We start from the raw sequence: 14,868 nt of genomic DNA, 5'->3' as shown, positions 1-14,868 counted from the left end.
GCGCTCGGCGTAAACACGCTCAGGCAGGCACGCCGTGCGAGATCAGTTCGAGCGGCAGGGCGGTGGTCGACTTGATCTGTTCCATCGAGAAGGCGGATGACACGCCGTTCAGGCGCGCGGTCTTGATCAGCTTTTTGTAGAAGCGGTCGTAGCCGGCGATGTCGGTGGTGACGACCTTGAGCAGGTAGTCGACGTCGCCGCTCATGCGATGGAACTCCAGCACTTCGGGCAGGGCGATCACGGCGGCGGCGAAGCGCGACAGCCATTTTTCGTCGTGCTCGGTGGTCTTGATGCTGACGAAGACGGTGACCGGCAGGCCGACCTTTTCGCGGTTGACGATGCTGACGCGGCTTTCGATATAGCCGTCTTCCTCGAGGCGCTTGACGCGTTTCCAGCACGGCGTGCTGGAAAGGCCGACCTTTTCGCTCAGGCCCGAGATGGAGAGGGTGGCATCCGCCTGCAAGGCGGCGAGAATCGCACAATCAAACTTGTCGAGTGAGTTCATATTCCGCAAAGCTTGTTTATAAGAATAATTATTCTATTAACAGCCCACAAATCGAGAAATTTGGGACGTTTCGATTGGCGTGTTTCCGTACCATATTACTGGACTATAACGTGTTGTGCGACACCTTTTTTTATGTTTTTGGCAGCTAATCCATGATCACCGAAATCTACCTCGACGCCAACGCGACTTCGCCGGTACTGCCTGCCGCCGCCGCCGCAGCCATGGCCACGCTGCAGGAGTGCTTCGGTAATCCGAGCAGCAGCCACGCGAGCGGCCTGCGCGCCCGCGCGCTGCGCGAGGGCGCGCGCGCCTGCGCACGGCGGGTGCTGGGCGCCCCGAGTGGGCGGCTGATGTTCAACAGCGGCGCCACCGAGGGCATCCAGACCGCGGTGCTGTCGGCGCTGTGCGCGGTGCGCGAACGGCGCGCGCGCGGCGAAGCCTGCGGCGAGGGGGCGGCAAACATCGTCCTGGTCGGCGCCACCGAGCACAAGGCGGTGTCCGAAAGCCTGGCGCACTGGAACCGGCTGCTGGGCCTTGGAATCGAACTGCGCGTGCTGCCGGTCGACGGCGACGGCCGCCACCGCCTGGACGTGTTGCGCGAGCTGGCGCCGCGCCTCGCCTTCGTCTGCACCATGGCCGCCAACAACGAGACCGGCGTGGTGTCCGACCTGGACGGCATCGCGGCGGTGCTGAGCGAGACGGGCAGTCCGGCGCTGTGGATGGTCGACTGCGTGCAGGCGCTTGGCAAGCTGCCGTTGGCGCTGGGCGCAAGCCGCATCGACTACGCGCCGTTCTCGGGCCACAAGCTGCATGCGCCGAAAGGCATCGGCATGCTGTACGTGCGCGAGGGCGCGCCGTTCACGCCGCTGATCTGCGGCGGCGGCCAGGAAGACAACGACCGCTCGGGCACCGAGAACATGGCCGGCATCGCGGCGCTGGGCGCGGTGCTGGAAGCACTGGAGCGCGGCGACACCTTTGTTGGCCATGAAGCGCTGCAGGCCCACCGCGCGCGCCTGGTGGACGCCCTGACCCGCGCCTTCCCCGGCATCGTGTTCAATGCGCCGCTGGCGCATACGCTGCCGACGACGCTCAACTTCTCCATTCCCGGCGTCGCCAGCGCCGAGCTGCTCGACCTGTTCGACGCCGCCGGCATGCGCGTCAGCGCCGGTTCGGCCTGCGCCGCGTCGAAGGCCGCGCCGAGTCATGTGCTCGACGCGATGGGCTTGCCGGCCTGGCGCAGCGCGTCGGCGGTGCGCCTGTCGATCGGGCCGCTGCTGGACGCCGCCGCGCTGGAGCAGGCGTGCGAACGCATCGCGCGCTGCGGGGCGGCGCTGGCCATGCCGGCGCCGGCGGCGGCGCCCGAGGCAGCGCCGCCGGATGCCGCGCTGGACGCCTGCATGGAACTCGACGCCATCGCGGCGCGCGGCTGGCTGGCGGCCCATCCCGACGCCATCGTGGTCGACGTGCGCGATGCGCGCGAGCACAGCGTCGCCGGCCAGGTGGAACTGCACGGCCGCATGGCGCTCAACGTGCCGCTGGCGAGCGTGGCCGAACACGCCCCCGCCTGGCTGGGCGCCGATGCCCGGCCCTTGCTGTTCGTGTGCCGCAGCGGCGCACGCAGCGCCCGCGCAGCGCGCACCCTGCGCGCCCTGGGCCACCCGCGAGCCTGCTCGCTGGCCGGCGGTTTCGCGCTCGCCATCTGACTATCCCGCACGCCTGCCAGGCCGGGCAGGCGGTGTGTGTACGCCAGCGCACGGTAGCCTTTCGTTCCTTTCCCTAGCATGGAGTCAGCCGTGCGCGCCCAGCATTGTTTGTCTGGTCCTTTGCCCTGATTGTCCCGGGGTGTCCCGTCCTCCGGCGGTCCGCCGCGCACGCCTCCGTCCCGAGGTCCCCGTTGAAAGTTGAGAACGACAAGATGCCCTCCGGGCAGCATGCGCCACATGGCGCCGGCGCCACCGCCCCCGTGGCGCTGCTGGCCGCGAATGCGGAGGCCATCGTTCGTTCCTGCGATACGCTCGACCGCGCCGTGCGCGCCGGGATCGAACTGCCTCCCGCGGGCGCACGCCTGCTCGATGGCTACCACCTGCTCGACACCCAGCTGCGGCTGGCGCGCGCGCAGGCGCGGCAGGTCGCCGCCCAGGATGGCGCCGCGCGCGTGTGGCGTCTGGCGGCCGACGCGGTCGCGCGCGCCGACGGCGTCATCGACACCGAAGAACTGGCGCGCGTCCTCGCCGCCAGCCAGCAAGGCGCGCCCCTGCGCGTCGCCGAACTCGATGCGCTGCCCGCGCTGTTGCGTCTTGCGCTGATCGACCGGCTGGCCGCCCTGGCGGCGCACGCCGCGCATGCCTGCACCGGCCGCGAACGCGCCGCCGCCTGGGCCGCACGCTTCCTCGACACCGCCGAGGCCCGCCCGGGCGACCTGGTGCTGCTGTTCGCCGACATGGCGCGCAGCGAAGACGCCGACAACAGCGCCTTCGTCGCCGAACTGGCGCGCCGCCTGCAGGGCCGCGGCGCGCCGCTGGCCCAGGTACTGGACTGGATCGACGCGCGCCTGGCGGATGGGCAGGGCAGCATCGCCTGCCTGGCGCAGGACGAAAGGAGCAGCCAGGCGCAGGACGCCATCTCTGCCGGCAATGCCCTGGCCAGCCTGCGCGCGCTGGGCGGCGTCGACTGGCGCGCCTTTGCCGAACAACTGGGCGTGGTCGATGCGCTGCTGCGGGACGACCCGGACGGCAGTTATGCGCGCATGGACGGCGCCACGCGCGACCGCTACCGCCACACGGTCGCGCGCCTGGCGGATTCCCTCGGCGTGAGCGAGGCCGCGGTGGCGCAAGAGGCGATCGCGCTGGCCGGCGTGCATCGCGCGCCGGGCGAGGGCGGGCTCGATACGCGCATCCGCCACGTGGGCCACTACCTGGCCGGCCCCGGCCTGGCGATGCTCGAGGCCCGGCTGCGCGGACGGCGTGGATGGGCGTCGCGCGTTCGCGCCGCGTTGCCGGGCGCTTCCTCCGGCATGCATACGGGCGCCACGGCGGCGCTGGCCCTGCTGTTCACGGGCGCTGGCCTGGTCCACGCCTGGCAGGGCGGGGCCGGTCCGCTGCTGCTGGTCCTGATGGGCATCCTGGCGCTGCCGGTGGCCGGCGCCCTGGCGCGCGCCCTGGTGGGGATGGCCGGGAGCTGGCTGGCCCGGCCCCAGGCCACGCCGCGCATCGACGTGGCGACCGGCATCCCCATTGAGGCGCGCACGCTGGTGGCGGTGTCGGCGCAACCGGCCGACGCCGCCCAGCTCGCGGCGCTGTGCGACGACCTCGAAGTGCGCTACCTGGGAAACCGCGATCCGCGCCTGCGTTTCTGCCTGTTGCTCGACCTGCCCGACGCACCTGAAGCGACGCTGCCCCTCGATGCCGACTTGCTGGCCCGGGCGGGTGGCGCGATCGAGGCGCTCAACCGCAAGTACGGTATTGAACAGGACGGCCCCTTCACGCTGCTGGTGCGCCCGCGCGCCTGGAGCGACGATCAACAAGCCTGGATTGGCCGCGAACGGCGGCGTGGCCAGCTGGCCGACCTGAATGCCTGGCTGTGCGGCGTGCGCGACCGCTTCGCGCTCGCGGCCGGCAATACCAGCGGCGCGGCCGGGATGCGCTACGTGATCGCGCTCGATGCCGATACCGGCCTGCCGCGCGACGCCGCGCGCAGCCTGGTGGCGGCGATGGCGCACCCGCTGCACCGGCCGCTGCAGGACGAAGCGGGCCGGGTGCTGGAAGGCCATGCCATGCTGCTGCCACGGCTCGGGACCGCCTTGCCGCACCAGGGCGCGATGCGCTACCAGCGGCTGTGGCCCGACGGTGGCGGTGGTTGGGCCGCGATCTACGACGTCGATGCCTGGCGCCGCGCGATGGGTCTCGAGCTGCGCGACGAGGGCCGGGCGCAACCCGGCGCGGTCGAGGAAGACCGCCTGCGCGCCGCGCGCGTAAGCGACGTGCGGCTGGACGCCGCGCATCCGGGCAGTTACGGCGAACACGTGCTGCGCCGTCATGGCGCCTTGCGCGCCGCCTGGCAGGAAGCGCGCCGCCTCGGGCGCGGCGCCGAGCGCCTGCGCGCCGCGCGGGTGCGCCGGCGCCTGTTCGACCTGCTCTCCGGGAGCCTGGCCGCACCGGCGTCGATCGCGCTGCTCGTGTTGTGCTGGAGCTTGCTGGCCGCGCCCGTGTTCTGGACCGTGGCCATCCTGGCGCCGGCCTGGTTGCCGGCGCTGCTCGACATGCTGGCCACGCTGGCCGGCCGCGCGCCGGATGCGCCGCTGCGCCAGCACCTGGACGCCTGGGTGCGCGGCGCGCGCACGACGCTGGTGCGCGCCGAGCTGGCGCTGGCCTTCCTGCCGCACCGGGCCTGGCTCGACGCCGACGCGGTCGTGCGCGGGCTGTGGCGGCGCGATGTGAGCCGCCGCAAGCTGCTCGAGCTGCGTACCCCGGCGCTGGCTCGTCCCAGCAGCGCGATGGAGAACAACTCGCGTACGATGTGGTTTCCTCCGTTGCTGGCGGTCGGCGTCGCGGTGCTGCTGACCTTCGCCAATCCCTACGCCCTGTTCGCGACCGCGCCGCTGCTGCTGGTATGGTTCCTGTCGCCGGTGCTGGCCTGGTGGGTCAGCCAGCCGTCGCGGCGCGGCATGCGCCTGGCGAAGGGGCAGACCCTGTTCCTGCGCACGCTGGCGCGCCGCAGCTGGGCCTTCTTCGAACAGCACGGCGCGGGCCGGAACGGCCTGGCGCCGGAAGCCGTGTTCGACCATTCCGAACCCACCGTCGACGAGCGGGTGTCGCCCGCCAGCATGGGCTTGACCCTGCTGGCGACCCTGAGCGCGCGCGACTTCGGTTATCTGCCGCTGGGCGGCCTGCTCGCGCGCAGCGAGCAGGCGCTGGCGTCGATGGCCTTGCTGGAACGCTGGCACGGCCACCCCTTCGAATGGTATGACGGCGTCACGCTCGCTCCCCTCGAACCGGCCCATGTCGACACCGCGGCGAGCGGCGGCCTGGCGCTGGCGTTGCGCACCTTCGCCGCCGGCCTCGATGAATTGCCGGACCGGCCGATCCTCGATGCCGCCGCGCTGGACGGCATCCGCGTCACGCTGTGCGTGGTGCGCGAGCACGCGCCGCCCGGCGTGGCGCCGGCGCTGGACGCGCTGGAAGAATCGCTGGCGCCGGGCCGCTGCCGCGCCACCGATACCTTGCCGGGCCTGGCAGACTGCCTGCGCGCGGTCGCGGCCAGGGCGGCCGAGCTGGATGCGGACCTGCCTGGCGACGTCACGCCCGCGCTGCGCGCCTGGACGGCGCGCCTGGCGCGGCAGTGCGCGGCGCAGCTGGACGACCTGCATGCGCTCACGCCCTGGACCCGCGCGGTGCAGGAATACGTGCTCGATGCCGGCCTGACCCGCATCCCGACCTTGCGCGAACTGGCCGCGTTCGATGCGCCAGGGGGCAACGAGGGCCTGGCCCAGCTGGTCGCACAGGGGCGCGACTGCGCGCGCGAGCGCATGGAGAACATCGCGCGCCTGGCCGCGCAGGCGCGCGAAGCGGCGCGCATGGATTTCGGCAAGCTGGTCGACCCGTCTACCAGCCTGCTGGCCACCGGCTGTCACGTGCGCGAAGGGCGCGATGGACGCCTGGACGGCGACAGCTGCGACCTGCTGGCGTCCGAGGCGCGCATGGCCAGCTTCGCCGCCGTCGCCCAGGGCCAGCTGCCGCAGCGGCACTGGTGGTCGCTCGGCCGTTCCTTGCGCATGACGGGGGGCGGCGCGCTGCTGCTGTCGCGTGCGGGCGCGCTGGCGGACTACCTGGCGCCGCAGCTCGTGATGCCTTCGTTCCGCGACACCCTGCTGGACGACGCCGGCCGGGCGGTGGTACGCCTGCAGGCGGCCCACGCCAGGGGCAGGGGACTGCTGTGGGGCTATACCGAATCGGGCTGCAACGCGGTCGACGCGGCGGCGCGCTACCGCGTCGACCGTTTCGGCCTGGACGCCGCGGCCCTGCAGCGGCGCGTGGGCGATGACCTGGTCGCCGCGCCCCATGGCGCCGCGCTGGCACTTGGCGTGGCGCCGGCGCTGGCGGCGGCCAACCTGCGCCGCATGGCGGAGCAGGGCCTGCTGGGCGAGACCGGCTTCCATGAGGCGCTCGATTATGCCCCGGCGCGCCTGCCGCAAGGCGAACGCCAGGCGGTGGTGCGGGCCCAGCTCGCGCGCCACCAGGCCACGACCCTGCTGGCGCTGGCGCGTCACCTGCAAGGCCAACCGATGCAGCGCCGCTTCGCACGCGACCCAGAATTGCGCGCCGCGCTCGGCCTGCTGCAAGAGGCGGCGCCGGCAGCCGGCGCCGAGCCGCCCCTGCGCATCGATGCCGGCGTGGCGCTTGACGGCGTGGCGGCGACCCGTCCATATGCGCGCGTGCTCGAGCCGGACGCTTCGCCGCTGCCGGAAGTCCAGCTGCTGTCGAATGGCCGCTACCACCTGGTCGTCGACAGCGCGGGCGCCGGCGCCAGCCGCTGGGAGGGTACCGGGCTGACGCGCGGCGGCGAGGCCGGCCTGGCCCTTCACGTGCGCGATACGGTTTCCGGCGCCGCCTGGGCCAACGTCCTGCTGCCCGGCGCGCCGGCGCCGGACGAGGTCGAGGCGGTGCTGGCCGAAGGACGGGCCAGCCTGCGCCGCGTGGATCACGGCATCGAAATGCGCACCGATGCGGTGGTGGCCCCTGGCGACGACGTCGAGTTGCGCCGCATCCGCATCGTCAATCGCGGGGCTGAGGCGCGCACCCTGGAGCTGACGGGCTGCGTGGCGCTGGCCGGGCCGCCCCTGGAAGAGGGTGGGCGGAGCGGCATCCGGATCGAATTCGACGGCGCCGCCGACAGCCTGCTGTGCGTGACCACGCCAAGCGCGCCCGTGCTCGTGCAGCGCATGACGGTGCGCGAGATGGCGGGGCAGCCGAGCGTGGAAACGAATCGCGCGCGTTTCATCGGGCGCGGTCATGAGTTGTGCCGGCCGCAGGCGGTGAGTAACGGCGGCGCGCTGCCCGGCCTGGACCCGGAGCCCGACGAAGCGCTGCTGGCATTGCGGCGCGCCGTGACGCTGGCGCCGCAGCAGGAGATCACGGTCGACCTGGTGCTGGGCGCGGCCTCCAGCCGTGCGCTGGCGCGCGAGCTGGCGGCGCGCTATGGCGTCGCGCACGAGGTCGACCACGCGATCGAGGCCGCCTGGACCCTGGCCCAGGCCGAGCTGCGCCGCGCCGAGATCGGCGAAGCCGACGCCCAGCTGATCAACCGCCTGGCCGGCTGCCTGCTGCAGCCCGCGCCGGCGCTGCGCGCCGACCCCGCCGTCATCGCGCGCAATCAGCGCGGGCGGGCCGACTTGCCGGCCTATGGCGTCACGGGCGACTTGCCGCTGCTGTTGCTGCAGCTGGGCGAGGGACCGGACACCGGCCTCGCGCGCCAGCTGCTGCAAGCCCACGGTTACTGGCGCGACCACGGCCTGGCGGTCGACCTGCTGGTCCTGTGCGACAGCCGCTCCGCGCGCGAAGCCCTGATGCACCTGGCGGCGCCGCTGGTCGATCCGTCCAGCTTCGACCAGCCCGGCGGACTGCACCTGCACCTAAAGGAAGACGTGCCGCAAGAAGACCGCATCCTGCTGCGCTCCGCCGCCAGCGTGCTGCTGTCCAGCGAGCGCGGCGACCTGGCCGACCAGTTGCGCCGCGCCGGACGCACGGGCCACGCCGAGGCGCCGCCCTTCGTCGCCACCACGCCGGCGCAGGCATGGACCGCTGCGAGTCAGCCCCCGGCCTCGATCGAGGCCGCACCGGCGGCGATGCTCGACGACGGCGTCAAAGGCTTCACGCCGGATGGCCGCGAGTACGTGGTGCGCAGCGGCGTCGGCATCGCCGCGCCCGTCACGCCGTGGATCAACCTCCTGGCCAACGATGCCTTCGGCAGCTGCGTCTCGGAACGCGGCCATGCCGTCAGCTGGAGCGGCGAGCGCGCCACGCGCCTGACGGCGGGGAGCGAAAAGGAGATTGCGCCGCAGGGCGGCGAAGCCTTCTACCTGCGCGACGAGGACGGCGGCGACGTCTGGTCGCCGACCCCGTGGCCGGCGCCGTCGCCAGAGGCGTATACGACGCGCCACGGCGTCGGCTACAGCGTGTTTGAACATCGCGCCCACGGCATTCATTCGGAGTTGCGCTGCTTCGTCGCCCAGGATGCGCCGCTCAAGTACAGCGTGCTGCGCTTGCGCAACGACAGCGATGCGCCGCGCCGTCTGAGCGCGACGGGGTATGTGGAATGGCTGCTGGACGAGCGCGACGCGCCGCCCGGCCTGCAGGTGGTGACCGGACGCGATCTCGCCAGCGGCGCGCTGTTTGCGCGCAATGCCTTCGGCGCGGGCTTCCACGACAAGGTCGCGTTCTTCCACGTCGACGCCGAGCAGGTTGCCGTGACCTGCGACCGCCAGGAGTTCATCGGCCGCCTGGGCTCGATCGCGCGGCCGGCGGCGCTGGGGCGTGCCGCTCTGTCGGACGTCGCCGGCGCGGGCTTCGACCCGTGCGCGGCGCTGCAGGTCGGCGTCACCCTCGAGCCGGGCGCCGAGTGCGAACTGGTCTTCGTGCTGGGCGTGGCCGGCCCCGGCAGCCTGGACGCCAGCGCGGCCGTGCAGCGCCATGGCACGGCGCAAGCCGCCGCCGCCGCATGGCAGCGCCTGCGCGACTGGTGGGAGCACACGCTCGGCGTCGTCACCGTGCACACGCCCGACGCCGGGTTCGACCTGCGCGTCAACCGCTGGTTGCCCTACCAGGCGCTCAACGCCATGATGGGCGAGCGCGACCCGGCGCTGCGCCTGCAGTCGGCCCTGGCCTGCGTCCATGTCCGCCCCGAACTGCTGCGCGAAGCCTTGGTGCGCGCCGCGCCCGCGTTCACGACGGGTTGCGCCGTCGAGGACTTCCTGTGGCTGCCGTACGCACTGACGCGCTATCTCGCGGTCACGGAAGACCATGCGCTGCTGGCCGCGCGCCTGTCGGACCGCGACGATCTGTACCAGCACTGCGTGCATGGCCTGCGCGGCTGCCTGCGCTTCGGGCCGCGCGGCCTGCCGCCGGCGGCGGGGCGCCTGCATGAGGAAGGCGTGGCCGGGCGCGTCGAAAGCGTGCGCCTGGGCTTCTTCATGGCCGCCGTGCTGCAGCGCTTCGCCGAGGTGGCCGACCGGCGCGGCGACTTCGGCTTCGCCACCACCTGCCGCGGCGCGGCGCTGGCGCTGCGCGCGCAATGCGAGGAGCACGGCTGGGACGGCGACTGGTATCGCTGGACCTGGCTGGACAGCAGCAATGCCCTCGGCTCGATCGCCAATGCCGCCTGCCGCGTCGAGCTGTCGACCCAGTGCTGGGCGTTGGAGGCCGGCGCGGCGCAAGGGCCGCAAGCGCTGCGCGCGGCGGTGCAGCGCCTGCGCATCGATGGCGCCGTGCCGCGCTGCGATCCGCCGGTGGACGGCGAATGGAGCGAGCGGGTAAGGTCGGGTCCCGGCCAGGACCATCGCGCCACCGCCTGGGCCGCGGCCGGATTCGCACGGCTGGGCGACGCCGCCAGCGCATGGCAGCTGGCGCGCATGCTCGACCCGATGGCGCATGGCGACGGGCCGCCCTACCTGATGAGCGGCGGCCTGCGCACGATCGCGCCGCATGCCTGCCGCGCCACCGGCGGCGTCGCGACGCCGGCGGCGGCGTGGACCTGGTTGCTGTTCGTCGAAGCGCTGCTGGGCCTGGAACGCCATGGCGACGCGCTGCGTTTGAGGCCGCGCCTGGCGCCGGGCTGGGATGGTTTCAGCCTGCGCTACCGTCATCGCGGCGCGTTCTACGAGATCACGGTGCACGCCACGGAAGGCTTTGAAGAGATGCTGCTGGACGGCCAACCCTGCCCGGACTGGACCATCGTGCTGCGTGACGACCGGCGTGACCACAAGGTAGAATTGCGGGTTGCGCGCGCGCCTGGCGCGCCGGAACCATAGGATCAAGATCATGAACATCGTCACCCGCGTCCTCGGCTGCGGCGCCTGCCTGCTGGCCACGGGATTCGCGGCCAGCCCCGCGCAGGCGCTCGACTGGAGCGATACCGCCGTCAGCTGGCGTTACGGCAGCCGCTTCGCCGAGCCGTTCAATCCCGACCACATCGACAAGCACGTCCTCGCGCTGACCCACGCCAGCGGCTACAAGTACGGCAGCAACTACCTGAACCTCGACTGGCTCAAGTCGGACCGCAACGATCCACGCTCGCTCGGCGGCGATTCCGGCGCCGAGGAAGCCTATCTGCTGTACCGTCACACGCTCGACATCGGCGCGCTGAGCGGGCGCGAGCTGCGCTTCGGGAAGGTGAAGGGCGTCGGGCTCACCGCCGGCTTCGACCTGAACACCAAGCGCGACGTCGGCTACAACTCGCGCAAGCGCATGCTGGTGGTCGGGCCGACCCTGATGTGGGACGTGCCGGGCTTCCTGAGCACCAGCATCCTCCTGATCCGCGAAAGCAATGCGCCGAGCGGCGCCTTCGCCCCGATCTCCGACGTGCGCGGACGCTACAAGTACGAGAACCATCCGATGCTCAACGTCAGCTGGGGCATCCCGCTGAACGAACGCTGGGCCTTCGAGGGCTATGCCAATTTCATCGCCGAGAAGGGCCTGGACGAAACCGGCAACCCTACCGGCGCCGAGACGAACATCGACATGCAGCTGATGTACGATGTCGGCGCGCACTTCGGCCAGAAGAAGAACCGCTTCCGCGTCGGTGTCGAATACCAGTTCTGGAACAACAAGTTCGGCAATACCCGCGCCACGACCGGCGGACGCGGGCAGCGCGCCAGCACGCCGATGATCCGCGCCGAATACCACTTCTGAGCCGGCTGCCTGGGCTAGACGACGCTCAGTCGTCGTTGCTGCTCTCGCGCACCACCAGCTGCACTGCGAGCGTCTGTTCCAGGCTGGCGCCGTCCACCTTCTCCAGCAGCGAATCAACGCCCATCCGCCCGAGCAGATCCTTGTCGATCTGGACGCTGGATAGCGGCGGGATCGCGCTGGAGGCGGCGCTGATGTCGTCGAAGCCGACGATCGCGATGTCGTGCGGGATCTTCAGGCCGCGTTCCAGGCAGTGGCGCATGGCGGCGAGGGCCGTGCTGTCGTTGTAGCAGAACAGCGCATCGGGCCGCGGCTGGCGCGCCAGCAGGGCGTCGACCGCCTGGCGCACGTTGTCGAGACTGTTGCCGATGCTGGGCAGCTGGACCTCGAGGTCGGGATCGGCCAGCATGCGCGCCTCGAACAAGGCCTTGCGAAAGCCGCGGTAGCGCTCCAGGATGCTGTGGTGCGCCAGCGGGCCGGTGAGCATGGCGATGCGGCGCCGGCCCTGCCGGACCAGGTGGCGCGTGGCCAGGTAGCCGCCCAGGGCGTGGTCGGGATTGAGCGAGCGGTAGCCGGGCAGGCGCATGTCGAGCAGCACCAGTGGCTTGCCGGTGTCGCGCAGCGCCGCCACCAGTTCCGGCTCGAAGTAGCCGGCGCACAGCAGAGCGTCGGGCTGGTGCAGGCGCACCAGGTCGAGCACCGGCTCGGCCGGGCCCACCACCACGAAAGAGAGCGCGATGCCGCGCTTGCGGCAGGCGTCCTCGGCGCCGTGCAGCACCGGCAGGTAGAACGGGCTGGCCGACTGCGTGTTGTGCTGGCGGTGCAGCAAGAAGGCGATGCGGCGCACGTCGCCTTCGCGCAGCTTGGCGAAGTCGTAACCCATTTCGCGCGCCACCGCGCAGATGCGTTCGCGCGTCTTGTCGGTCAGGCCGTCCTGGTTCTTCAGTGCGCGCGAGACCGTGCCGATCGAGTAGCCCGTGGCGCGGGCGATGTCGCGGATCGTAACGGCCATGGCGCGCTTTCCTTCGTCAATATCTGGTCTGGGTGTAGGGGCGGGCGTTCTGCTCCTTGCCCCAGTCCTTGTTCGGCGTGGCCTGCATGGTGAACACCAGTTCGCCGCCGGCCATGATGTCCTCGTGGCGGATGAAGGTGCGCATCAAGGGCTTGCCGTTCAGGGTCACGCGGCCGATGTAGCCGTTGCCGCTCGAGAGATTGTCGGCGCGCACCGTGAAGCGCTTCCCGTTCGGCAGGTTCAGGGTCGCCTTGTCCAGGAAGGGGCGGCCGATCACGTACTCGTTGCTGGCCGGGGCCACCGGATAGAAGCCGAGCGCGGTGAAGGCGAACCAGGCCGACATCTGGCCCAGGTCGTCGTTGCCCGACAGGCCGTCCGGCTTGTCGCTGTACTGGCTGGCCATGATGTTGGCCAGGCGTTCCTGCGTGCGCCATGGCGCGCCGGCGTAGTTGTACAGGTAGGCCACGTGGTGCGAAGGCTCGTTGCCGTGGGCGTAGTGGCCGATCAGGCCCGAGATGTCTTCCATGTGGGCGTACACGGTCTCGTCGACCTTGGCGTCGAACACCTGGTCGATCTTCTCCACCAGCCTGGTGTCGCCGCCCAGGAAGGAGATCAGGCCGGCATTATCGTGCGGCATATACCAGGAATACTGCCAGGCGCTGCCCTCGGTATAGTCGCTGCCGAAGTTCGACTGCTCCGGGTTGAACGGGGTGCGGAATTCGCCGGTGGACTTGCGGGCGCGGATGAAGCCGGTCTCCTTGTCGAACACGTTGCGGTAGTTCTGGGCGCGCTTGTAGTAGCGGGCCGCAACATCCTTCTTGCCCATCTTCTCGGCCATGCGCGCGATGGTCCAGTCGTCGAAGGCGTATTCGACGGTCTTCGATGCCGCTTCCTTCTCGAGGTCGATCGGCACGTAGCCCAGCTTCATATAGTGTTCCAGGCCGCCGTAGGGACCGTATTCGGCGCTGGCCGTCATCGCGGCCAGGGCCTTGTCGGCGTCGAAGCCGCGGATGCCTTTCATGTAGGCGTCGGCGATCACCGGCACCGCGTGGTAGCCGATCATGCACCAGGTCTCCAGGCCATGGAACTGCCATACCGGCAGGATGCCGTAGGGGCTGTGCTGCTGCGAGGCGATCAGCGAGTTGACGAAGTCGGCGTTGCGCTGCTCGGGTGCGACGATGGTGAGCAGCGGGTGCAGCGCGCGGTAGGTGTCCCACAGCGAGAAGGTCGAGTGGAAGCGGAAGTTCTTCGCCTTGTGCACCTGGTTGTCCGGGCCGCGGTAGCTGCCGTCGAGGTCCATGAACAGCGACGGCGCCAGCATGGTGTGGTACAGGGCGGTATAGAACTTGGTGCGCATCGGGCCTTCGGCTTCGACCTTCACCGCGCCCAGCGCGTCGTTCCAGGCCTTGCCGGCGCGCTCGCGCTCCTGGTCGAAGTCCCAGCCCGGCATCTCGGCCAGGTTGGCGATCGCATTGTCTTCGCTCACCGCCGACAGGGCGACCTTCACCAGCAGCGTGCCGTCCTGCGGCACGCCGAAGTTGAAGTCGGCCATCAGCTGCTTGCCTTCGACCAGCGCTTTATCTGCCGGGGTCTTGCCGGGCGGGGCGAAGCCGCGGTAGGGGATCGCTTCTTCGCGGTTCAGCAGCTGGCGGGTGTCGATCGGGCGCGAGAACTGGATCGCGAAGTGCACCTGGCGGCCGGGCGCCCAGCCGCGCGTCTCGCGCATGCCGGTGATGGTGGTGCTGTTGCGCACGCGCAGGCGCGCCCACAGGTTCTTCTCGTCGTAGTTGTAGATGCTGGTGCGCAGGTCGAGCAGCACCTTGGCCGGCTCGCCGGCCTTGAATTTATAGCGGTGCAGTCCCACGCGCTCGCTGGCGGTCAGCTCGACGTCGACTTCATGATCCTTCAGGCGCACGGCGTAGTAGCCGGGTTCGGCCTTTTCCTGGTCGTGCGAGAAGCGCGAACGGTAGCCCGAGAACGGACGCTCCGGATAGCCCGGCTCCAGCTTGGTCTCGCCGCTATAGGGCATCAGGAGCACGTCGCCCAGGTCGGAGTGGCCGCTGCCCGAGAAGTGAGTGTGCGAGAAGCCGAGGATCGAGCTGTCGGCGTAGTTGTAGCCCGAGGCCCAGGGATAGCTCTGGCGGAAGTGGCGGTGCTGGGTGTCGGGGCTGAGCTGCACCATGCCGAAGGGGCGGCTGGCGCCGGGGAAGGTGTGGCCGTCGCCGCCGGTGCCGATGAAGACGTCCACGGCTTCGGCCGGGCTGCCCGGCGGGGCGGCCAGGGCGGGAACTGCACTAAACAGGAATGCCGCACCGGCGGCGATCGAGAGTTGTCCGAAGTTGAGTCTGGCCGTCATGAGGTCTCCACATGTGGCGGCAACGACGCCGCCTGTTTTTTTGCACTATACCCAAGTGCAACTTATATGTGGAGACCGGTTTCCGGGCAATCCTTAC

6 protein-coding genes are annotated in these 14,868 nt (G+C 70.9%); 3 read left to right on the top strand and 3 right to left on the bottom strand.

Features of this window, described 5'->3' with window-relative positions:
• Positions 1 to 19: 19 nt before the first annotated feature.
• A complete protein-coding gene (locus DIR46_RS12245) occupies positions 20 to 505 on the bottom strand; it encodes an Lrp/AsnC family transcriptional regulator (RefSeq protein ID WP_109345463.1) in 486 nt (161 codons plus the stop codon).
• A 152-nt stretch (positions 506 to 657) separates the two neighbouring features.
• Between DIR46_RS12245 and DIR46_RS12240 the strand changes: the two genes are divergently transcribed.
• The 3 genes from DIR46_RS12240 (at position 658) to DIR46_RS12230 (ending at position 11,406) form a co-directional block, all read left to right on the top strand.
• The gene (locus DIR46_RS12240) at positions 658 to 2,208 is read left to right on the top strand and encodes an aminotransferase class V-fold PLP-dependent enzyme (RefSeq protein ID WP_109345462.1); all 1,551 of its coding nucleotides are present in this window, start codon (positions 658 to 660) and stop codon (positions 2,206 to 2,208) included.
• Positions 2,209 to 2,399: 191 nt separating this feature from the next.
• Positions 2,400 to 10,526 (top strand): GH36-type glycosyl hydrolase domain-containing protein, encoded by an 8,127-nt coding sequence (locus DIR46_RS12235; RefSeq protein ID WP_109345461.1) that lies wholly within the window; start codon positions 2,400 to 2,402, stop codon positions 10,524 to 10,526.
• A gap of 10 nt (positions 10,527 to 10,536) precedes the next feature.
• On the top strand, positions 10,537 to 11,406 hold the full coding sequence (locus DIR46_RS12230) for an outer envelope protein (protein ID WP_109348006.1): 870 nt from the start codon (positions 10,537 to 10,539) through the stop codon (positions 11,404 to 11,406).
• 25 nt (positions 11,407 to 11,431) lie between these two features.
• Here the strand turns inward: DIR46_RS12230 and DIR46_RS12225 are convergent, their stop codons facing one another.
• Entirely contained in the window at positions 11,432 to 12,415 is a 984-nt protein-coding gene (locus DIR46_RS12225) for a LacI family DNA-binding transcriptional regulator (protein WP_109345460.1), read from the bottom strand.
• Between the two features lie 16 nt (positions 12,416 to 12,431).
• Positions 12,432 to 14,771: a GH92 family glycosyl hydrolase gene (locus DIR46_RS12220; RefSeq protein ID WP_109345459.1), complete on the bottom strand. Its 2,340-nt coding sequence runs from the start codon at positions 14,769 to 14,771 to the stop codon at positions 12,432 to 12,434.
• Positions 14,772 to 14,868 lie beyond the last annotated feature (97 nt).

Origin of the sequence: Massilia oculi (genome assembly GCF_003143515.1) — a bacterium.
GTDB lineage: Bacteria > Pseudomonadota > Gammaproteobacteria > Burkholderiales > Burkholderiaceae_D > Telluria > Telluria oculi.
This window is presented reverse-complemented; position numbering and strand designations above follow the sequence as displayed.